Annotated in this window: 21 protein-coding genes, 1 other RNA gene, 1 pseudogene and 1 riboswitch; of the genes and pseudogenes, 4 read left to right on the forward strand and 19 right to left on the reverse strand. The window is 44.4% G+C overall.

Features of this window, described 5'->3' with window-relative positions:
* Positions 1-145: 145 nt before the first annotated feature.
* From DP120_RS14775 to DP120_RS14835, 12 genes are all read right to left on the reverse strand, one after another.
* Positions 146-670: a hypothetical protein gene (locus tag DP120_RS14775; protein ID WP_112224443.1), complete on the reverse strand. Its 525-nt coding sequence runs from the start codon at positions 668-670 to the stop codon at positions 146-148.
* A gap of 103 nt (positions 671-773) precedes the next feature.
* Positions 774-1,940: a dicarboxylate/amino acid:cation symporter gene (locus DP120_RS14780; protein WP_112224444.1), complete on the reverse strand. Its 1,167-nt coding sequence runs from the start codon at positions 1,938-1,940 to the stop codon at positions 774-776.
* A gap of 374 nt (positions 1,941-2,314) precedes the next feature.
* On the reverse strand, positions 2,315-3,160 hold the full coding sequence (locus DP120_RS14785) for a MetQ/NlpA family ABC transporter substrate-binding protein (protein ID WP_112224445.1): 846 nt from the start codon (positions 3,158-3,160) through the stop codon (positions 2,315-2,317).
* 57 nt (positions 3,161-3,217) lie between these two features.
* On the reverse strand, positions 3,218-3,886 hold the full coding sequence (locus tag DP120_RS14790; protein ID WP_112224446.1) for a methionine ABC transporter permease: 669 nt from the start codon (positions 3,884-3,886) through the stop codon (positions 3,218-3,220).
* Positions 3,879-4,904 carry a methionine ABC transporter ATP-binding protein gene (locus DP120_RS14795; RefSeq protein WP_112224447.1) on the reverse strand — a complete coding sequence of 342 codons (1,026 nt, stop codon included), beginning with the start codon at positions 4,902-4,904 and terminating at the stop codon, positions 3,879-3,881. The genes DP120_RS14790 and DP120_RS14795 overlap by 8 nt, the downstream gene beginning before the upstream one ends.
* Positions 4,905-4,991: 87 nt before the next feature.
* Positions 4,992-5,096, reverse strand: a riboswitch (SAM riboswitch).
* A 49-nt stretch (positions 5,097-5,145) separates the two neighbouring features.
* Positions 5,146-5,457, reverse strand: a complete 312-nt coding sequence (locus tag DP120_RS14800) for a thioredoxin family protein (protein ID WP_112224448.1) — start codon at positions 5,455-5,457, stop codon at positions 5,146-5,148.
* Between the two features lie 6 nt (positions 5,458-5,463).
* Positions 5,464-5,802 carry a toprim domain-containing protein gene (locus DP120_RS14805; protein ID WP_112224449.1) on the reverse strand — a complete coding sequence of 113 codons (339 nt, stop codon included), beginning with the start codon at positions 5,800-5,802 and terminating at the stop codon, positions 5,464-5,466.
* Between the two features lie 178 nt (positions 5,803-5,980).
* Entirely contained in the window at positions 5,981-6,361 is a 381-nt protein-coding gene (gcvH, locus tag DP120_RS14810) for a glycine cleavage system protein GcvH (protein WP_112224450.1), read from the reverse strand.
* Between the two features lie 78 nt (positions 6,362-6,439).
* Complete coding sequence (locus tag DP120_RS14815; RefSeq protein ID WP_112224451.1) at positions 6,440-6,793, reverse strand: arsenate reductase family protein; 354 nt, start codon at positions 6,791-6,793, stop codon at positions 6,440-6,442.
* A 98-nt stretch (positions 6,794-6,891) separates the two neighbouring features.
* On the reverse strand, positions 6,892-8,673 hold the full coding sequence (locus DP120_RS14820; RefSeq protein WP_112224452.1) for an acyl-CoA dehydrogenase family protein: 1,782 nt from the start codon (positions 8,671-8,673) through the stop codon (positions 6,892-6,894).
* A gap of 398 nt (positions 8,674-9,071) precedes the next feature.
* A complete protein-coding gene (locus tag DP120_RS14830) occupies positions 9,072-10,247 on the reverse strand; it encodes an acetyl-CoA C-acetyltransferase (RefSeq protein ID WP_112224454.1) in 1,176 nt (391 codons plus the stop codon).
* Positions 10,248-10,274: 27 nt separating this feature from the next.
* The gene (locus tag DP120_RS14835; RefSeq protein ID WP_112224455.1) at positions 10,275-12,659 is read right to left on the reverse strand and encodes a 3-hydroxyacyl-CoA dehydrogenase/enoyl-CoA hydratase family protein; all 2,385 of its coding nucleotides are present in this window, start codon (positions 12,657-12,659) and stop codon (positions 10,275-10,277) included.
* A gap of 263 nt (positions 12,660-12,922) precedes the next feature.
* On the opposite strand from DP120_RS14835, the pseudogene DP120_RS14840 reads away from it, so the two are divergent.
* From DP120_RS14840 to DP120_RS14850, 3 genes and pseudogenes are all read left to right on the forward strand, one after another.
* Positions 12,923-13,252: pseudogene (locus DP120_RS14840) on the forward strand (thioredoxin family protein); the annotation flags it as partial.
* Positions 13,253-13,430: 178 nt separating this feature from the next.
* Complete coding sequence (locus DP120_RS14845; protein ID WP_112224457.1) at positions 13,431-13,895, forward strand: STAS domain-containing protein; 465 nt, start codon at positions 13,431-13,433, stop codon at positions 13,893-13,895.
* Between the two features lie 27 nt (positions 13,896-13,922).
* Positions 13,923-14,438, forward strand: coding sequence for a cysteine peptidase family C39 domain-containing protein (locus DP120_RS14850; protein ID WP_112224458.1), 516 nt, complete (start codon positions 13,923-13,925; stop codon positions 14,436-14,438).
* Positions 14,439-14,670: 232 nt separating this feature from the next.
* Here the strand turns inward: DP120_RS14850 and DP120_RS14855 are convergent, their stop codons facing one another.
* The 3 genes from DP120_RS14855 to DP120_RS14865 form a co-directional block, all read right to left on the reverse strand.
* Positions 14,671-15,546 carry a 5'-3' exonuclease gene (locus DP120_RS14855; RefSeq protein WP_112224459.1) on the reverse strand — a complete coding sequence of 292 codons (876 nt, stop codon included), beginning with the start codon at positions 15,544-15,546 and terminating at the stop codon, positions 14,671-14,673.
* A gap of 167 nt (positions 15,547-15,713) precedes the next feature.
* A complete protein-coding gene (locus DP120_RS14860) occupies positions 15,714-17,210 on the reverse strand; it encodes a glycine betaine uptake BCCT transporter (protein WP_112224460.1) in 1,497 nt (498 codons plus the stop codon).
* Positions 17,211-17,494: 284 nt separating this feature from the next.
* Positions 17,495-18,271, reverse strand: a complete 777-nt coding sequence (locus tag DP120_RS14865; protein WP_233785934.1) for a class I SAM-dependent methyltransferase — start codon at positions 18,269-18,271, stop codon at positions 17,495-17,497.
* Between the two features lie 183 nt (positions 18,272-18,454).
* Here DP120_RS14865 and DP120_RS14870 point away from each other — a divergent pair, with 183 nt between their 5' ends.
* Positions 18,455-19,309, forward strand: a complete 855-nt coding sequence (locus tag DP120_RS14870; protein ID WP_112224461.1) for an alpha/beta fold hydrolase — start codon at positions 18,455-18,457, stop codon at positions 19,307-19,309.
* 87 nt (positions 19,310-19,396) lie between these two features.
* Here the strand turns inward: DP120_RS14870 and DP120_RS14875 are convergent, their stop codons facing one another.
* The 4 genes from DP120_RS14875 to smpB form a co-directional block, all read right to left on the reverse strand.
* Complete coding sequence (locus DP120_RS14875; RefSeq protein ID WP_112224462.1) at positions 19,397-20,467, reverse strand: aldo/keto reductase; 1,071 nt, start codon at positions 20,465-20,467, stop codon at positions 19,397-19,399.
* A 111-nt stretch (positions 20,468-20,578) separates the two neighbouring features.
* Entirely contained in the window at positions 20,579-21,121 is a 543-nt protein-coding gene (locus tag DP120_RS14880; protein ID WP_112224463.1) for a dihydrofolate reductase family protein, read from the reverse strand.
* 144 nt (positions 21,122-21,265) lie between these two features.
* Positions 21,266-21,619, reverse strand: a transfer-messenger RNA (tmRNA) gene (ssrA, locus tag DP120_RS14885).
* 87 nt (positions 21,620-21,706) lie between these two features.
* A complete protein-coding gene (gene smpB, locus DP120_RS14890; protein WP_112224464.1) occupies positions 21,707-22,171 on the reverse strand; it encodes an SsrA-binding protein SmpB in 465 nt (154 codons plus the stop codon).
* Positions 22,172-22,204 lie beyond the last annotated feature (33 nt).

The raw sequence follows: 22,204 nt of genomic DNA on the forward strand, positions 1-22,204 counted from the left end.
ACAGTAACCATTATACCCCAATGAAATTGCCATAAACGTAAAATGAACTAATTTGTCTGAAAATGGACCTATCGTCATAGTTTATGGAAAATATAAGAAAAAGCCTGACATCTGTATGTCAGGCTTTGTTTTTCTTCTGAATTTATTATTTTACTTCATTTTGAATACTGGAAGGAATCAATTCATGCTCTTCCAGGATAGAGTTGAAAATTTCATCTGCTTCTGCGAATTTTTCATTTGCAGCTTCAAGTGAGGTTTCTTCTTCAGCAAGGGCAGCAGCTTTCATATCGTATGATTCTGAAATCATGCCAAGTGCTGACTCGATGTCTTCTTTTTTATCATTTAATGCTTCTGGAATTTCAATTCCTTCAACCGCTTGGGAAGCTTCTTCAGCAGAACTTGCAGCCGCTTCTTTCACCGCTGTCAATTCATCGCCTTCAGGTAGAATCCCTTCTTCCTGCTGCTGTTCAAAAGTATTCAAATCGCCGTCCACTTCGTTGATCGTATTAGGCACAGCCATATAAAATCTCATCAATTCTTTTTTCACTTCAGCATTGTCTGTTGAAGCCGTTTCGCCAGCAGATGAATCTGTCGTTTCAGTCGTTTCTTCAGAACTGCAAGCACTTAAAAAAAGAAATGAAGATAAACCGATAACCAATAATTTTTTCATGGTGTTTCCTCCCTATTCTCAATACTTCGATATATTACCATAGCTTAATCGAAGAGTATAGAGAATAGAAAATAGCCGAAATCCATAGAATTCTGTCACTTTTCTAAACTTTCCGTCCGTTTGTCAACCGGTCGACAATATTGGTCAACGCGCCATCGCCGGTAACATTCGCGGCTGTTCCGAAACTGTCCTGAGCCATATAAAGTGCAATCATCAACGCCACCATCGTCGCATCGAAACCGAGCATGCTTTGAAGCAAGCCGATAGCCGCCATGACTGCGCCACCCGGTACTCCGGGAGCAGCTATCATCGTAACCCCAAGCATCAGGATAAACGGAAAGAAGGAGCCGAATTCAGGTGTTTGGCCAGTAAGCAGAACAACTCCGATCGCACAGGATACAAGTGTAATCGTACTGCCTGATAAATGGATTGTTGCAAAAAGAGGAACAGAGAAATCAGCAATTCGCTCATCTGCACCTGTTTTACGCGCCTGGCGAAGAGTAACCGGAATCGTCGCAGCAGATGACTGTGTACCAAGTGCTGTGAAATAAGCCGGCATCATCGTCTTAAGCAGTTTGAATGGATTCTTTTTCACCAAAGTACCAGCAGTAGTGTATTGAATGAGCAGCATCAGCCAATGCAAGATGATGATCATAACAAATACAATTCCGAATAACGATAGGATTTCCATTACCGCTCCGCCATATGCCATGTTGGCAAAAATGCCGAAAATATAGAAAGGCAATAGTGGAATGATGATAATCGAGATCGTTTTCTCAATAATTGCCTGGAATTCATCAAAGAAGGAAATCATTGTTTTACTGCCTGTTGAGGCCATTCCGATTCCAAGAAGAAATGCAAGGATCAAAGCGGACATTACACCAAACAACGGGGCCATTTCCAACTCGATAAACGTTTTAGCCAAGGCATGTTCAGGATCGTCCAGGCTTGTAAGTGCCCGTCCTTCCATAAAACCAGGAAGAATAAGCATAGCTGCGCCGAATGCAAAAACACCGGCAAGGACCGTCGAACTGTATGCAACCAGTGTTGAAACCCCCAGCAGCTTGCCGGACCCTTTACCCAATTTCGCAATTCCAGGTGCGATAAATCCGAGAATGATCAGCGGCACGATAAAGTTCAAGAAATTGCCGAAGATGGACGTGAAAGTAGCAAATAACCTGACAATATTTTCTGAAGCAATGGAACCAATTAAAACTCCCAATACAATTGCCACAATAATTCTTGGCAGTAAACCGAATTTAAACTTCATTGCATGTCCCCCCTATGTGTACAAATGCTTTTGTAATAGATATCAAACTACCACAGAAAGTGAAATAAGATAAGCCATTTGAAAATACACGGAATATTACATCATTTAACTATATCAAAATAATCATTATCCATAGTTTATCTTTCCTAATTAATTGCATACTTTTTACCAATCTCCCGATAACGTACAAAAAGCATCCCGAAGGATGCTTTTGTTTTTCTTTGTCCAGACTCCCACCGCCCAGCTATGAGGTCAAGACCACTCCGCTGGACTGCTTATAACTATGTTGCTCCTGCATCGCTGCGCTAGCTTCGTCGCAAAGAGATGGCCCAAATTCTATTTGGCCCATCTCTTCACAGTCGCTTTTCTGTAAATTAGTCAACCGGTACTACAGAGCCGCCCCATTCTTCCAAGATGAAATCCTGAATTTCCTGGGATTTAAGAGCTTCTACCAACGCTTGTACCTCTTCATTGTCTTCATCGCCTGAACGAACTGCGATAATATTTACATATGGTGAATCTGAATCTTCAAGTGCGATTGAATCTTCCTGCGGGTTAATGCCGGCGTCGATTGCGTAGTTGGAGTTGATCAGTACTGCATCTCCTTCACCCTGTTCATACATTTGTACCAATAGAGCCGCTTCGTAATCTGTTTCAAATTGCAGATCTTTCGGGTTTTCAGTAATATCACTTACTTCAGCTTTTGTTTTGTCGATGTCTTCAGCTAAAGTGATCAATCCCTGAGCTTCTAACATAGAAAGAATACGCCCGTGGTCAGCTACTGAACTGCTCATTAAAATAGTAGCGCCTTCTGGAAGCTCTTCTAAAGAATCATATTCCTGCGAGTAAACGCCGATTGGTTCGATGTGGATACCGCCGGCATTTGCAAAATCATAACCGTGCTCTTCCATTTGAGATTCGAAGTAAGGAATATGCTGGAAGTAGTTAGCGTCAATTTCGCCGGAATCCAAATCTTCATTCGGGAATATATAATCCTGATACGTTTCGATTTGCAGTTCGATCCCCTGCTCTTCCAGGATCGGCTGTACCTGTTCCAAAATCTCTGCGTGCGGCACATTTGAAGCCCCGACTTTAATCGTGCTTGTTTCGCTTTCTCCAGATCCGCCGTTGCTTGAGTCAGTTCCAGTTTCATTGCTGTCGCTGCCGCATCCTGCAAGTGCTAGTGTTGCCAATAAAGTTCCTGTTAAAAGTTTTTTCATAATGTGTAATCTCCCTTTTCTCTGTAGTTGTTTTTTATGTCAACGGAAATTCCGTCATCAACGTTTGTCTGCTTTTTTAGTTAACGCATCACCGATAAATTGGATGATGAATACGATGATCAAAATTAAAATAGTAGCCATTAATACAACGTCCGGGCGGCTGCGCTGGAATCCATCCAGGAATGCCAAAGTTCCAAGTCCGCCAGCACCAATGACCCCAGCCATTGCAGTATATCCAACCAATGCAATGGAAGTGACCGTAATCCCTGAAATCAAAGCGGGTTTTGATTCCGGCAATAAGACTTTCCGGATAATGGTCCCTGTTGTGGCTCCCATCGACCGAGCGGCTTCAATGACACCTTTGTCGATTTCCTGGAAAGCAATCAGAACCAGCCTCGCATAGAATGGAGCTGCCCCGATAATCAATGCCGGCAATGCGGCGTTCGGTCCCCGAATGGTTCCGATCAGGAAGCTTGTGAAAGGAATCAGCAAAATGATCAAAATGATAAACGGTATGGAACGGAAAACATTGACGAAAACTCCTGTCAGCCAATTGACGATTTTATTGGCCCATAATTGTTTTGGTGCAGTTAAGAATAAGATGATGCCAAGGACCAGGCCGATGATGAATGTGAATAGTGTGGACATTGCTGTCATATAGATGGTTTCGTATGTTGCTTCCCACATCTTATCCCAGTCGACATTCGGAAATAATGACTCAATCATTTGCCATCACCTCCGCCTGCACATTTTCCTGATTGAGAAACTCGAGCGCTTGCCGAATTTCTGCATCCGTGCCTTTTAACTGCAGGATCAATGTTCCATAGGCTCCCCGCTGTGTATGGGATACTTTCCCCTGAACAATATTGATTTCCACCGGATGCTTCCGGATCAGCTGAGTCAATATCGGCTGCTCCGCCTGTTCACCGACGAATACGAGCTTCACCAGTTCCCCTGTTGGATATAATTCCCGAAGGTGCTTAATGGTTTCGCTTGAATCCTCTGACTCGGTGACTTGCGCAACAAAGCGTTTGGTGATTTCCTGTTTCGGTGTTTGGAAAATCTCCAGCACATCTCCAAGTTCCACCACTTTACCGCCTTCCATTACAGCAACACGATGGCAGATTTTCCGGATTACATGCATTTCGTGTGTAATCAGAACAATTGTTAAACCGAGGCGTTTATTGATATCGACCAGCAAATCCAATATAGCGTCCGTTGTTTCAGGATCAAGTGCTGAAGTGGCTTCGTCACATAGGAGCACTTCCGGATCGTTTGCCAACGCGCGGGCTATACCGACCCGTTGTTTCTGTCCGCCTGACAGCTGGGACGGATAAGCATGCTCCCGGCCAGCCAGCCCCACCAATTCAACCAGTTCCTTTACTTTTTCGACTCTTTTCGCTTTTGGCACACCGGCAATCTCAAGTGGAAATTCAATATTTTCCTGCACTGTCCGGGACCAAAGAAGATTGAAATGCTGGAAAATCATACTTACCTTTTGGCGTGCCTTGCGCAACTCGGCACCTTTGATATCAGTAATTTTTTGTCCGTTTATATCCACTGTCCCGGAAGTTGGTTTTTCCAAACCGTTCAGTATGCGGATCAGCGTACTCTTGCCGGCACCGCTGTAGCCGATAATGCCGAAGATCTCTCCGTCTGCAATCGTCAGATTTACATCATCCACAGCTGTCAATGTGGTTTTGCCGACATCGAAGGTCTTCGTCAATTGCTTTAACTCAATCATTGATACACTCTCCTACTTCAAAATAAAAAGCCCTTCCGCTCAGAAATGAGCAGAAGGGCACGCGTAAAAATATATACGTTAACCGTTCTCTCATCTTCCAAAGCTTTCGCTTTGTGTGACTTGGCACCATTTCATTTTCATGACGGTTGCCGGGCTTCACAGGGCACTTCCCTCCACCACTCTTTATAAGAGTTACGTTATTAAGTTTGTAGTTCAGGATATTAATTTATCACGGCTCGTTTTATACGTCAACAGTTTTTAACTTTTCATAGATATAAGGAACAGAATGAAATGCATAAACTTTTTCTTTTAGCTTGCCGTTCTCTGTTATCAACAGGCACGGAACGCTTTCAATTTCATATAAAGAAGCGATTTCCTGTACATAATTCAAGTTTGCTTTGCCAATCGGCAAATCCGGCATGGCCGCGACTACAACTTCAAGCATTTTTGAAGCCAGCTGGCAAGTGCCGCACATGGGTGTGTATAGGTAATAAGCCGCCAGCTTATTGGTGTTTTTTGCTTTGCTCCACTCTTTATGGTTCCATTCTTTCATGTTTCGTCATCCTTCGGCTAATAGGTTATTGACTCGGACATTTGCTGCAATAAGAACATCAGTAAGAATACGCAAAGGGGTTGTAGCCACTTCCTTGTAGCTCCGATCAATATAAAAATGGCGGGCTTCCGGAAATTCACGTTTGACCAGCTTCCTGAGCTTTTCACCTGATTTATCTGCATCCACCAAAACAATGATATCCTGCCCTTCAAATGGCAACAGCAATTCTTCGAGCCTGGTTGCACTCACTGTACCATTTGTGCAAAGAATCGTCACGGATTCTGCAATGAGCGGCGCAATTCTGTTTTTATCCGAAATTCCCTCCACCACAATCACTTTATCCATAATCCAACACCCCACTGAATAATTGGAATAGAAAGCATGTCGATATCTATCTATATTATATACCCGTTACACCCTTATCAATTGATATGCTCGCCTCATCGATCAGTATTTCAAATATGATTCCCGTGCAATAAATGCTTATTAAAAAAAGCGCCGAAAAACAGGCGCTTACTGGTTCTTACTCGTTTGTCATTTCTTTGTATTGGTCAGCATCCATCAAATCGCCCATTTCATCTTCAGAAGGAGCTCCAATGACTACCATCCAAGCCTGCTCGTATGGAGACTCGTTAACAAATTCCGGGCTGTCTTCCAGCTCAGAGTTAACTTCAACCACTTTGCCGCTGACTGGTGCATATAGTTCCGATACCGTCTTAACAGATTCAACGCTGCCGAATGGTTCATTTTTCTTAAGTTCGTCGCCGACCTGCGGCAATTCAACGAAAACGATATCTCCAAGCTCAGCTTGCGCGAAATGAGTAATGCCGATGCGTGCTTTACCATCTTCAAGTTTTACCCATTCATGTTCTTTTGAATAACGAAGTTCTTGTGGTGTGCTCATCCAAACGCCTCCAAAATATGTAGTAGCTTCAATTTCAGTTTGACATATTAACCGTCCAATTACAAGATTGCACATTACTTAAGACCAGGTATTTTTATAACTCTCTTCCTTGAATCCAACAGTCGCCTCCGTGCCATTCCATGCGAGCGGACGCTTGATCAGCATGCCATTTGAAGCCAGCAGTTCCAGCTTTTCATCTTCGGACATTTCAGGGAGCCTATCCTTTAACTGAAGTTCGCGGTACTGCTGCCCGCTTGTATTGAAAAACTTCTTCAAATCGATTCCGCTGGCATCCACCATTCTTCTCAACTCATCCTTTGCCGGCGGGTTATCGACGATATGTATTTCCTTGAAGTCCACCCCGTTCGCGGTCAACCACTTTTTCGCTTTTTGGCAAGTACTGCATTTCGGGTACCAATAAAAATCCAACATATTTAAAACCTCCTTCTCATTACTATTCTAGCAAAGGCATGGTATGCGGGCGAATAAAAAAGAGCCGCCAAAAAGATGGCGGCCTTTCAAATAGTCTATTAAACTACGTATTTTTCAACATCGATCAACTTAACAGCAGCTTCGCGTTTTTTAGCGATTACATTGTAAGGAGTTGAACGAGTCAATTTGCGTAATGCTGAAAGCATCATGCGCTGGTTGTCGCCATCAATTGCAGCGATCAAAGTTTCCTTCGCATCTTTTTCGATCTTGTCGAATGCTTCCTGGCAATAGATTTGTGTATAAAGAAGTTTTTGCTTCGCTTTTTCTTCACCTGAAGCAGCGATTGCTTTCTCAGTACGCAGAACAGCTGATTCCATAGCGAATACATTGCTGACGATATCAGCGATGTTCACAAGAACTTCCTGTTCCTGTTCCAATTTCGTGCCGTAAATTTGAGCAGCAAGGCCAGCAGCAAGGATTGCGATTTTCTTCGCGTTGCCTACCAGATATTTTTCCTGAGCCAATGCTTCAGTGCCGACTTCTTCCGGCATCATCATCAACAACTCTTCCTGAAGTTTTTGAGCGTGCTGCAATAGTGGCAATTCGCCTTTCATTGCTTTACGCAACAATGTACCAGGAACCAGCAAACGGTTGATTTCGTTTGTTCCTTCAAAAATACGGTTGATGCGTGAGTCGCGGTAAATGCGCTCGATTTCATATTCCTGCATGAAGCCGTAACCGCCATGCAGCTGAACGCCTTCGTCAACGATAAAGTCCAGTGTTTCTGTACCGAAGAATTTATTCATCGAACATTCCACTGCAAATTCAGCGATTGAATCCGCAACCAATTTACCGTTCGCGTGTTCTTCATCCGTAAAGCCGCTCATGCGGTCCTCGAATAAACCAACAGTGCGGTAAACCGAGCTTTCAAGTGCATACAGTTGTGAAGCCATCGTCGCAAGTTTTTCACGAGTCAGGTTGAATGATGAAATAGGTGTTTTGAATTGCTGGCGCTGGTTCGTGTAAGGAATCGTGATTTCCATCGCACGTTTTGAAGCTCCGATAGTGCCTACTCCCAATTTGTAACGGCCAATGTTCAGGATGTTGAAGGCGATGATGTGTCCACGGCCAGCTTCTCCCAACAGGTTTTCAACAGGCACTTCTGCATCTTCAAGGATCAGTGTACGAGTTGAAGATGATTTAATCCCCATTTTCTTCTCTTCAGGTCCTACAGAAACGCCTGTGAATTGGCGCTCAACGATGAATGCAGAGAACTGCTCTCCGTCGATTTTCGCGTAAACTACGAATACATCCGCAAATCCAGCGTTTGTAATCCATTGTTTTTCGCCGTTCAATACGTAGTGTGTGCCTGCTTCGTTCAACTTGGCAGTCGTTTTAGCGCCAAGTGCATCCGATCCAGAGCTTGGTTCAGTCAATGCATATGCAGCGATCATTTCACCAGTTGCAAGGCGTGGCAGGTAGCTTTGTTTTTGCTCTTCGTTACCGAAAAGAACAATCGGCAATGAACCGATACCAACGTGGGCACCGTGAGTGATCGAGAAACCGCCTGCTTTGGACATTTTTTCAGCAATCAAAGCTGAAGCGATTTTATCGAGGCCTAAACCACCGTATTGTTCAGGAACGTCAGCTCCTAAAAGACCAAGGTCTCCTGCTGTTTTCAGAAGGCGTATGGAATGGTCGAATTCATGGTTTTCAAGGTTTTCAACAACCGGCATTACTTCTGTGTTCACGTAATCCTCAGTTGTTTTAGCGATCATCTTATGTTCTTCTGTGAAATCTTCCGGTGTAAATACGCGTGAAAGATCAGCGTCTTCGATCAGGAAGCTTCCGCCTTTAATTAATGTTTTTGATTCTGACATTTTATATTCCTCCTATTTTATAAAGCCTTATGAGATAAAAAAGCAGTTACTTTATACACCGTTTCGGCGCTTTGAACAGTGCAAAGATTATGCTCCTGCGCACTGCTCGTCGCAAAGGATACGCCATCTTCGTATGGCGAACCTTGCCTCCCACAATAAGCCGAGAAGACCACTCGTCTTTGCTCCGTCGGCATTCGCCTGCTCCTGAGCCGCGCCGGCACTTAAAGAATGGCTTAGATATGGAGCAAAACAGCGCAGACGCCCAGGGGAGCCCCCAGGCAAAACCATTGTGCTCCTGAATCGCTACGCTGCTTCGTCGCAAAGACTTAGCCTTGCAAGCTTCGGCTAATGTCTTCGAAGCTGTTTTGCGGAATATCGGTTATACATTTTAATGAATCCTACAGCATTTCAAAGACGCCTGCTGCGCCCATTCCTCCGCCGATGCACATTGTGACTACGCCGAATTGTTTGCCTTGGCGCTTCAGTTCACTCATCATACGGATTGTCAGGATTGAACCGGTTGCACCCAGTGGGTGCCCAAGCGCAATTGCTCCGCCGTTCAAGTTGACTTTATCGATGTCGATGTTCAATTTTCTGATGACTGCAAGTGATTGTGAAGCGAAAGCTTCGTTCAGTTCCCACACATCAATATCACTGACCGACAGGCCAGCAAGTTTCAATGCTTTTGGAATCGCTTCAATCGGTCCGATTCCCATTACTTCCGGCGGCACGCCGCCTGTAGCGAATGAACGGAATTTCGCAATCGGTTTGAGGCCGAGTGCTTCCGCTTTTTCACGTTCCATTACAAGCAAAGCACCTGCGCCGTCGGATGTTTGCGAAGAGTTACCCGCTGTTACTGAACCGCGTGCAGAGAATGCCGCGCGCAGTTTGTTCAATGTCTGCACAGTCGTACCGTGGCGGACGCCTTCATCCATTTCGAACATGAAAGATTTTTCCTGGTATTTATTGTTTTCATCAACGTATCTTTTCGTAACTTCAACAGGCACGATTTCTTCATCAAAATGCCCTTTTTCAATAGCAGCTGCCGCATTTTCATGGGAGCGTACTGAGAAAGCATCCTGATCTTCACGGCTGACGCCGTATTGAGTCGCTACCTGCTCAGCTGTGTGGCCCATGCTCATGTAATACTGAGGAGCTGTTTCAGCCAATTTCGCATTAGGACGGATGACATTCCCCATCATCGGCACCATACTCATCGATTCAACACCGCCAGCGATGATCGCTTCGGCGTGTCCAACCATGATGCGTTCTGCTGCATAGGCGATTGTCTGCAAGCCTGATGAACAGAAACGGTTGACTGTTACGGCAGGTGTCGTATCCGGCAAGCCTGCCAACGCTCCGATGTTGCGGGCGATGTTCATGCCTTGCTCGGCTTCCGGCATTGCACAGCCCATGATCAAATCATCTATAGGGCCGTCGTATCCGCCTGCCCGTTTTAATGTTTCCCGTACAGCGAGTGCACCGAAATCATCCGGGCGCACCGATGCAAGAGAACCTTTTTTCGCTTTTCCGACCGGTGTTCTGGCACTGGCCACGATTACTGCTTCGCGCATATTTTTTCCTCCTTTAATATCTTTGGATCAGTTGCGTAACGGTTTGCCTTTGACCAGCATATGCTGCATGCGCTGCTGTGACTTCGGCTGCGCCACTAAGCTCAGGAATGCCTGGCGTTCAAGGTCAAGCAAATATTGTTCATCCACTTTCGTGCCGTATGGAACTTTGCCTCCCGATAGTACAAACGCCAATTTCTGGGCGATTTTTAGATCGTATTCGCTGATATAGCCTGACAGGAACATTCCTTCCGCTCCAAGCAATAAAGTCGCGTATCCCGGTTCACCGGTAACAGGCACTTTTTCACGTTTCGGAGCCTGGTAGCCGTTTTCAAACAAAGACAATGCAGCCTGTTTTGCATCATAGATAAGGTGGTCGCTGTTGACGCTGATGCCATCGACAAAGTTCAGGAAGTTATTTTCACGCGCTTCTTCTGCAGAAGTCGAAACTTTTGCCATCGCGATTGATTCGAAAACTTTGCTTGCTACATTCTGCAAGTCGAAGTCGATGCCATTCGGCAATCCTTTTAAGTGTTTCATATAAAGTTCTTTGTTTCCGCCGCCGCCAGGAATCAGCCCAACGCCCGCTTCTACTAAGCCCATATAAGTTTCCATTGAAGCCTGGATATGTGCAGCTGGAAGAGCCACTTCCGCTCCGCCTCCAAGTGCCATTCCAAATGGTGCCGCTACTACAGGTTTTGAACTGTATTTGATTTTCATCATTGCCTTCTGGAATGTTTTGATAGTGAAATCAAGTTCGAAGATATTATCATCCTGAGCTTCCATCAAAATCATGCCCAGGTTTGCACCGACGCAGAAGTTCTTGCCCTGGTTGCCGATTACAAGCCCTTTGTAATTCTTCTCGACTTCATCAATCGCAAAATTGATCATTTGCATGATATCAAGGCCGATTGCATTCGATTGTGAATGGAACTCCAGAAGCGCAATGCCGTCTCCAAGGTCAATCAGGCTTGCACCAGAATTTGATTTGATGACGCCATGTTTTTTCTTATAACGTTTCAAGTCGATCACTTTTTCATTGACCGGAACAGCTTCGTAATCTGAACCATTGAAGAAATGAAGATCGCCGTCAACTTCTTTATAGAAAGTTTCGTTGCCGCTGTCCAGCAGGCTTTGGGCGAAAGCAGGAACGTTATGTCCTTCTTCTTTCATTTTTGCAACGGATTTCTGAACGCCGATTGCATCCCAAATTTCGAAAGGTCCTTGGTTCCAGCCGAAGCCCCATTTCATGGCATTGTCGATAGAGACGATGTCATCTGCGATTTCGCCATTCAATTCAGCGGAGTAGCGAAGAACCGGAGCCAGGATGTTCCATAATAATTCACCTGTGCGGTCATCTGCATAAACAAGCGTTTTCATCTTCGCAGAAAAACCTTTTTGTGCTTTAGCCATTTCCTGTGAAGGCGTTTTCAATTTGCCGGCAGGGCGGTATTCCAAAGTTTCAGGATCCAGTTCAAGAATTTCTTTGTCTTTTTTAAGGAAGAAACCTTGGCCGGATTTAGCGCCGATCCATCCGTTCTCAACCATTTTTTTCATGAATTCAGGAGCTTCAAACACTTTTTGCTCTTCGCCTTCGGTTTTATCGTAGACGTTCTTCGCAACGTGCATGAATGTATCGAGGCCAACTACGTCCAATGTACGGAATGTCGCCGATTTCGGACGCCCGATTAAAGGTCCAGTGACGGAATCCACTTCACCGATTGAATAGCCACGGTTCTGCATTTCACGAAGTGTAACCAATAAACCATAAGTGCCGATGCGGTTTGCAATAAAGTTAGGTGTATCTTTTGCGATAACTACGCCTTTGCCAAGAACATCTTCACCGAAAGCAGTCATGAACTCAACAACTTCAGGTGCAGTAGATGCCGCTGGAATTACTTCCAAAAGTTTCAGGTAGCGCGGCGGGTTAAAAAAATGAGTACCCAGGAAATGCTTGCTGAAATCCTCTGAACGGCCTTCAGCCATCGCATCGATGCTGATTCCCGAAGTGTTGGAGGATACGATTGTGCCAGGCTTTCTTACAGCATCAATTTTTTCATACATAGATTTTTTTACATCGAGATTTTCTACGATTACTTCAACGACCCAATCAACGTCTGCAAGTTTTTCCAGATCGTCTTCAAGGTTTCCGGGTGTGATAAGATCTAAATTCTTTTTGGCTGTCAGAGGAGCCGGTTTCTGTTTCAGTAATTTCTGGATTGAAGCTGTTGCGATACGGTTGCGAACTGCACGATCTTCAAGCGTCAGGCCTTTCGCCTGTTCCGCTTCCGTTACTTCACGCGGAACTATGTCTAGTAATAATACTGGAATTCCTATGTTTGCAAGATGCGCTGCAATCCCTGATCCCATTACTCCGGATCCGATTACTGCTGCTTTTCTTATTTGGTATGCCACTAGCAAACCCTCCTCATATTTTTTGAATGAATCCTCATTCATTTTTGAGCTAAAAAAAATAGAACGTTCTCTATATCCCTTAGTGTAAGTTATTTTCCTTTTTTTCGCAATATTTAATCCTCAATTTTTTTAGCCGACAAGTTTCTTTTCTTTTCGAAAATGCCTATGAAAGGTACACTATAAAAGTTGAGTCAATAGACTGATTGTGGTGACGATCTTATCAACCATCCGTTCATTTCTTATTATCATAGAAACAACAGGAGGAAAAATTTATGAAATCCCTAACTACCAATGAAGAATTCCAACAAGCCATTACAGGCGACGAGCCGGTAATCGTCAAATTCCAGGCTGGATGGTGTCCGGATTGCACACGCATGGACATGTTCATCGATCCCATCGTCGCTGAGTATAATAAATACCAATGGTTCGATTTGAACCGCGATGAATTGCCGGAAATCGCCGATAAATACGAAGTCATGGGAATTCCAAGCCTTCTTATTTTCAAAAACGGTGAAAAAACAGCACATCTCCATAGCGCAAACGCAAAATCTCCTGAAGATGTTACTGACTTTCTATCTAACCAACCGGAATAGGCTCATGCCTATTCTTTTTTTATGCTTAATTGACTGCGATTTCTCCAAACTTGGATCTTTCGGAACTTGTTTTGTTATGACCAGCTATTCAGGTTTGACAAGCCTTTTTCACATCTTCACGGGCACTTCCTCTTCTAATATTGTATACTGGAGTTACCAAATTTAATGAGGTGGCACCATGGATCCCCAAAAAGAAATAAGTGAATTAAAAGATCTTGTAAAATATTACGAAATGGTCATCAAAAATATGTCTGCACCCATCATTCCATCAATTGTTCCAAAAACGATTCTAATGCCGATTGCCGGATTGATTTCGAGCGAGCGATTCGAATTGATCCGCAGCAAAGCATTGCAGCACGCAGGCGATCACCGCGAAACGGAATGCGTCATCTTTGATTTTACCGGCGTCCAGTCCGAAGATATCCAGACTTTCGATTATAATGAGCTGGCAAATGAACTGACTGCGTTGAACAGTGCATTGAAATTGATGGGGCTCCGCCCAATCTATGTTGGATTTAATCCACGCTTTGTCCGTGAAATCGTACATGCCGGCATTCAGGTGGAACTGGAAGTTTATCAAACCTTCCGCGCTGCTTTAAAAGAATTGCTCGATGAAAAGAAAGAAAGCATTTCTTCGAAATGACGTAAATTCAGTTTGGAGGCGATGGACTTGAAAATTCTTCTCCCTTTTGAAGGAATGTCACAATATGATTCAGAGATAAACGATAAAATACGCGGCTCCGCCTGTGGGCCTGTTACTGCAGCCGCCATTTTTAACTTTCACGAAAATGTATCCCTTGGCATCAATGACGTATACCGGCTGCTGGGCACTACAGCAATCGGCCTCTTTACCTGGAGGCTTGTGCGGAATTTCCGCAAGATCGCCGGCAGCCAATATGTCATCCAAAAAACCCGCTCCCTTTCCGAAGTAAAACGGGAACTTCGGAGCGGCAGGCCACTGGCGATGAAGTTCGACCGCTATTTCACATTCCGCTGGTTTTCAAAACCCCTGTTCAATTATCATTGGGTGCCGCTTGTCGGCTTTGAAGACACAGACGGCGATGTACTCCTCTATTTCCATGACAACGGAAAAAGAAACCGCCCGAGTAAAATCCGGACAGTTTCCTATAATGAACATCGTTCATTATTGAGTTTTGTAAAAATCATTCCGCGAACATCGGGATGATTTTTTTATGGTTAAGAAAGTATATTCTCAATAGTTTAATGATTCTTAGACAAGAGTATTCCAATGTCCAGTTTCCAGCGCCTAGCTCTTCGGGTCATAAGCCGGTCCGTGCTCCTGTCTCTGCATCGCTGACGCTAGCTTCGAGACATGAAAGTGCGTTACATCGCTTCGCTGCTTCGTCGCAAAGAGTTGGGCCCATAAACATTAGGCCCACTCTTCGCTTCCGCTTTTCTTACAGACTTTTTTCCAATTGCCTAGCCAATAAATTCAATTGCTGGTCTTCGCAGATGCGGATATGCTCTTCGGTATATTGCTGAACTTCGATTTTTTCCAGTGGAATATCAAGCTCAATATCACATTTAATCACGGCAAGTTCCTTCGATAGGAGAAGCATCTCTTTGTTTTCTTCTATCTTTTTCTTTTGCGCCGGTTTCAGCTCATCAATCGCTGCGAGAACTCCGTCAGTCGAACCGTATTTCTGGATCAGCTGCAATGCTGTTTTCGGCCCGATACCTTTGACGCCCGGGTAACCGTCACTGGCGTCCCCCATAAATGCTTTAACGTCCGCAAACTGATTCGGTTCAATGCCATACTCTTCCTTAAAACGGTCATCGGTGTAAACATCATATATATGGAAACCTTTTTTCATGAAAGCGATTTTTACTGAAGGCTTGAGCAGCTGAAGCATATCTTTATCCCCAGTGATGATGGTGAAATCGACTTCACCTTCCCATTGTTTCGTGAAAGAGCCGATAAAGTCATCAGCTTCAATTCCCGCTTCCCCGAAATTCTGCCACCCCAATTGTTCGGATACGGTTTTCGCCATATCGAATTGGTGCAGCATATCTTCCGGTGGTGCTGGACGGTTTGCTTTATAACCATCAAACATATCAGTGCGGAAAGTGTGGGCGCCCATGTCCCAGCACACAGCCATATGTGTCGGTTTCATCATTGTCTTAGCAGCAAGTACGTGGCGGGTGAATCCCTGGACGCCGTTGGTCGCAAGCCCATCAGTTGTTCTGAAATACTGGCCGACTGCTGAAGTCGCGAAGAAGGAACGGAACAATAAAGCCATTCCATCAACCAATAATACGTGCGGTTTTTCCATAAAAATTATTCCTCCATTCAATTAATCCCATAACCCATTATACGCTTCTAGCCAGAAAAAAACCGCCTGTTCGGCGGTTTTATCCCGTTTTAACAGTCAGTATAACTCCCATTTCATAAAGCGGGAGATTTACTGACTGTAAAAACCCTATTAAATGAAGTTTCTCATTAACGTTTGCGTTTAATTGCTTTGTATTCGATATTCAAAGCCTTATAGAACGAAGCCATCATCAGTAGCATTATAAATGAGAATGGGAATGCCGAAATGATTAACGCGGTCTGAAGCGCATCCAGCCCACCGGCTGACAGCAGGATGACTGCAATTGACGACTGTGCGACTCCCCATGTCAGCTTGACGGCATTGGCAGGATGCAATGAACCATTTGTCGTTTGCATGCCCAAAACAAATGTCGCCGAATCCGCGGATGTAATGAAGAATGTCGTCACCAGCAGAATGGCGATAATCGACAATACCACACCGAGTGGTATTTCATTGAATACACCGAACAGAACTTCAGAAGTTAATAATCCTGTTAAATCGACGCCGCTGTTTTGAACGTCAATAGCGGTTGATCCGAATGCAGCAAACCAGATGAAACTGATCAGCGTCGGAATCATCAATACACCAAATAGGAATTGGCGGATAGTACGCCCTTTGGAAACACGTGCGATAAAGATCCCCACGAATGGTGACCACGAAATCCACCATGCCCAATAGAAGATTGTCCAACCATCGATCCAGGCGCGGTTCTCTCCATCAATAGGAGCAGCCCGGAAACTCATCTTAACCAGGTTCTGGAAGTAAGCACCAAGACTTTCAGTGAACATGTTCAGGATTAATAAGGTTGGCCCCAAAATTATGACCAGAACCAGTAAACTGATTGCAAGCACCATATTGGTATTTGATAAGTACTTGATTCCTTTACTCAATCCACTCCAGGCAGAAATCATGAACAATATTGTGACTACTGCAATGATAATCATTTGAACAGTGAAATTATCTCCTGGAATTCCATCAAACAGGTAAGCCAGACCTTCATTGATTTGAATCGTCCCGAAGCCTAATGTCGTCGCAACACCGACCGCTGTAGCGAAAACGGCAATGACATCAACAAGTATGCCGAGTGGACCGTTCATCCGATCGCCAAACAATGGCTTTAAGGTAGCGGAAATAAGTCCCGGCTCTCCTTTTCGGAACTGGAAATAAGCAAGCGGCAGAGCCACTACCGCGTAAATTGCCCAAGCATGGATTCCCCAGTGGAAGAATGTGAATCGCATCGATTCACGGAATGCTTCAGCCGTTCCAGGTTCTGCGGTAGCTGGATCGATTGCAAAGTGGGAAAGCGGTTCAGCCGCACCCCAGAATACAAGCCCGATTCCCATACCTGCTGAAAACAGCATGGCAACCCATGTAGCAAAAGAAAATTCCGGTTTATCGGTATCTTTCCCCAATTTGATCTGCCCCATCGGACTGATCAGGAAGTACAGGCAGAATAGAACCATGACAGAAACGATCAATAAATAATACCAGCCGAACGAAGTTGTCAGGAATCCTTCAATGTTGCCTGTAACTTCCGCAAAATTAGTCGGTGCAAGTGCCCCATAGGCAACTGCAAGCAGCACAAGCGCAAGAGCTATCCAAAAAACACTGGTAACTTTTTTCATATAAGCGTCCCCCTTTTCAATTCTCTGTTTAAAAGATTGATAATTTCACAGCCATACCAATCAAAACAGAATCTCAGATTTATTCAACAATATTCAAGACTACGGAAAATAGAAGTCGAAGTCAAGTGAGCAAGCCACTCAGCCCCCAAAAAAGAAATGGAATATGTAAGTGAATGTAATAGTGCACTTTATTTAATACCCTATTCATTTTTCACTAAAACCATTTCAAAGCCCGATTCATCCTGGTTTTGTTTTATCGCTTTTCCGCCCTGCACAAATTACTTTTAGACTGTCACTCGAACTATATAACGCGAATGAGTGATTGCCAGGCCTTTTTCGGCAGCTTCCCTCTTGAATATTCCCTCGATCGCTGACAGGTTCTCTCTTTCCACAGCAGAAAAAACATTCAAAGTTTGCCCAAAACAACAAAATCTTATAACATCCATTGACGCATGAAGATATTCCACAGTTTCATAAATTTCGATTTCTGTTTTACTGAATGAACAACCCACAAGAATTCGATTAATCTTTTCCAGTATTGGTGTCCGTGGCGAAAACTCGAACAGTCCTGGAAAGTAGTCAGCCAGCTCTTTACCGGAAGCATCACCTGGATGGAGTCCCAGCACTTGACCATTTTCTTTTACCACCCGTTTCAAATGAGGATATGCAGAAGTCGGGCCTTTCCTAATATATGCGACGTCGAATTCATCTCTGCCGAATGGCAGTCCCTCTTTTGTATTGCCGAGTACAAACTCCAGGTTCTCTCGGGGCTTTTGCATTCCACTTTTCAAAAATGAATCTATCACATCAAAACCAACCACTTTATCAGCGGCGCTGCTGCAATGCAAAGCGAATTCCCCGTGTCCACAGCCCACATCCAATACTTTCTTATCCCTGACCATCTGATATAACTCATCGTCATAGATGGATTCACCATTGGGAGTTTCAATTGTGGACGTCCACGGATAAGAATATGCCTGGTATTTATCGCCAAGCTGCTGATACCATTTCAGAGAATGAGGTTCCAGCCATTCTGGATGTTTTCTTGGGTCTGACAACAAAATGACCGACCTCCCTTTCAACTTTCACATTAACTATTTTCTTAACCATTTAAAATAACTGTTATATTAACTATAGCCAATTTTTTATTTAAACTCCATATAGCTTTCCCAGTAATCTTGTATAATTAACGCAGAACAGAAAGACAATAGATCCATTAATTCCTTTTTATCGGAGGCCGAAAATTGCAGAATCATGAAATTGAAACCGAGCAAGGAACAGTAAATTACATAGAGTACGGAGATATAAATAGACCGACAATCGTTTGTTTGCACGGACTTGCCGGCAATGGCCTTTATAGTTTTGATGAGCTCTCTGGTTATTTGGAAGACCATTTTCATCTTATCGTTTTGGATATGCCGGGTCATGGAAGAACAAGCCCTCTGCCCAATGAGGAAGATTACCTGTACTCAAATTTGGCAAAATGGCTGCAAGATGTCCTAAATATCATCACCAATAAGCCTTTCTTTATCATTGGCCATTCTTGGGGAGCTGATGCCGCATTGCATTTCACCCGTCATTTCCCTGATAACGTTCAAGGCTTAATTCTGCTTGACGGCGCATTCACTTTTCCGCAGAATCAGCCTGAAATGACTTTCGACTATGCCTATTCCGGATGGACCGGCTATATGGATAAGTCTGTTTATCGATCTGAAAATGATTTTTTCAGTGAATACCGCAGCTTTACGCAAAATTGGGATGCCCGGAGAGAAAATTATGTCCGCTCCATTTTCGAAAAGAGGAATGATAATCAATACGAATTGATTGCGTCGAAACACACAGTGCTTTCCATCATCAAAGCTTTTTATGAAGAACCTTTTGCTGAAGCTTATCCTTACATAAAAGTTCCCACTATCCTCATTCATGCGGAGCATCCAGTTGAATTAAACGAAGCAAGGAATAAAGGAATCAGTCAATTGAAAACTGCGATTGAAGACGTGACTGTCTTGTCAATTCCTGACTCCGCCCATTTGCTTCAATGGGATCATCCGAATCAACTATCAACGATGATTAAAAAATGGATCAGTGAAAGATTTTAAGAAGATGAACATCTTGGAAACAAACCAAAAAGACACGGCCACATCCCTCTCGGAACACGGCCGTGTCTTTTATTGATGACAGAAACTTCAATCGTCCATTCCCATCGATTTTTCATAAGCCTGCAAGTACCCGATTTCAGAAGGGCTTCCCATCTGCGGAGCGCTCATCGCCCGGTGCCAATGTGGATAAATCGGTGCAGGACGTGCGACTGACTCTATCTTATCATGCTCTTCTTTCGTCAATTGAATATCAAATGACGCAATATTTTCTCTCAGTTGCTCTTCATTTCTAGCTGCGATTACAATCGGTCCGACGTTAGGACGGTCCTTGACCCATGTGTAAGCGATTTGCGGCACGGAGGCATTGTGATTCTTCGCTACTTCCTCCAGCGCGTCAATCACCTGGTAAAGCCGCTCCTGGTCCATCACCCATGGCTCCGGCCATCCGCCGCCTTGACGTGTATCTTCCGGCGCTTCCTTGTCTCTTCCGATTTTACCGTTCAATAATCCTTCACCCAGCGGACTCCAAATCATGGAACCGACACCCAATTCGGTACCGGCCGGAAGAAGTTCATATTCCGCTTCACGCGCTTCAGGCGTATAGTAGATCTGTTGTGTAATCGGCGGAATAAAACCGGCCTGTTTTGCATAAGTATGCGTCTTCGCAAGCGCCCAGCCACTGTAATTCGAAACGCCCCAGTGACGGATCTTCCCTGATTTCACCAGGCTGTCCATCGTCTCGACCGTTTCTTCGACCGGCGTCTGTCCATCCCATAAATGCACAAAATATAAATCCAGATAATCCGTGCCCAGACGCTCCAATGATTGATCAATGGATGTCAGGATGTTATTGCGTGAAGCTCCCTGGCCATTCGGATTTTCACTGAGAGGAAACCCGGTTTTGGATGTGAGAAGCACTTCATCACGCCGGCCTTTGATTGCTGCACCAAGCACCTTTTCCGCATCTCCCTGCGAGTATAAATTTGCAGTATCAAACATATTAATGCCCGCTTCCAGAGATATGTCCACCATACGTCGCGCTTCTTCTTCCTTCACATTGCCCGCTGCTTCAAAACCGTTTGTTCCACTGAAAGGGATGGTTCCCAATATATATTTAGGAACCCGGAGACCTGAGTTGCCAAGATAAATATATTCCATCGAATCCTCCTCAAAATGTCTATTTACTAATTGTTGACAGTAGTTATCTACCCGTCATTTTCATCAGTAAAACAGAATAGAACATTTTGGGATTTATCAGCTTTCGAAAAGTTAAATTACCTTGTACCATATCTCCACTTGCCGGTCAGTCTCGATCGTTTTTGTTTTTTCCAGCTCAATCTCAAAATCATCCAGATGCTCGAAAAAACGGAGCCCTTTGCCGAGTAGTATCGGAGCCACGGCAATCTGCAGTTCATCCACCAGTCCTGCTTTCAGCGCTTGCTGTCCGGTACTCGCGCCTAACACCACCACGTCTTTATCACCCGCTGAATCCTTTGCCTGGCGTATGGCATTCTCGATGCCGTCAGTGACAAATGTGATCGTCAAGTCTGCGTTCTCTTTTGGATGTCTGGCCGGCGGGTGATGCGTCAAGATATACAGCGGCACCTGAAACTCATAATCATCCGCATAGGCATCCGTGACTTCCGTGCTCTCAAAACTGTTGCGTCCCATCACAACAGCTCCGGTATTGCCCATCGCCGCATTGATTTCGTCGTTCGGCTCGAAACTGGTGTACAATTTATCCAGACTGCCGTGCCGATCATTGATGAACCCATCCACCGACATGATCATGCCCCATACCACTTTTGCCATAATGCTCCTCCTATTTTAATGAAATTTTTTCTTCTGATGAATCTAACTCCTTCTATATAACAGTAATTCCTGCTTTTAGTTAAAATGAAAAAAACGCCAAAACCCAGTTAAAGGTTTTGGCGTTCTTATGTAGCTCCATAAAATCTATGGAGACGGCGGGAGTCGAACCCGCGTCCAGAGACTCAGCTACTTGAGCATCTACGCGTGTAGCTTATCCATTTAAGTTTCGCGCAGCACTATGCCGATAAGCAGGCGTCATGTGCGCTAACTTGAAAATCTCCTGCCGGCAGCTCAAGTTGCACTGCCGACTGTATCCCACTAAAGTTGAGCTCTACATAGCCACATGGGCGATGGATACATAGAGCAGATCCGAGCTTACGCTGCGAATGCTAGGTTTTGGTTTGTTTTGCCAGTTGTTATAGTTACGTTGGTGACGAAGCCGATCCTCCGACGCGCAACCCAAGCCCTGATCATCCCTGTCGAATCCGTAACGTCCCCTCATTATAAGAAGACACGGAAAGAGTATGACTCAATCGTGCTTGTGTTATAAACCTATTATAAGACAAAGATAGTCAGACTTCAAGCCTAACGGCTGCGTTCTTTCATCGCACGGTCAATTTCCCGTTTGGCGTCTTTCCTCTTCAGATCTTCACGCTTATCATAGTTTTTCTTACCTTTACCCACACCGATTAAAACTTTGGCGAAACCGTCCTTCAAATACATCTTCAAAGGGACAATCGTGACACCTTGTTCTTTCGAATGGGATTCCAATTCCAGGATCTGTTTCTTATGAAGCAGCAATTTTCGTGAACGTGTAGGGTCGTGATTAAAGATATTGCCTTGTTCATATGGACTGATATGCATATTGGAAATCCAGGCTTCCCCGCCGCGAATGCGGACGAAAGCATCCTTCAATTGGACTTTGCCGTTTCTTGCAGACTTTATCTCCGTGCCTTGCAGCACAATTCCGGCTTCCATTGTTTCTTCAATAAAATAGTCAAAACCGGCTTTTTTGTTCTGGGCAATTACATTGCCTGATCCTTTTGCCATTGATTCCACCTCAAATTAGTTGAAAAGAGCGGC

It is taken from the genome of Planococcus halotolerans, assembly GCF_003289955.1.
GTDB classification, from domain to species: domain Bacteria; phylum Bacillota; class Bacilli; order Bacillales_A; family Planococcaceae; genus Planococcus; species Planococcus halotolerans.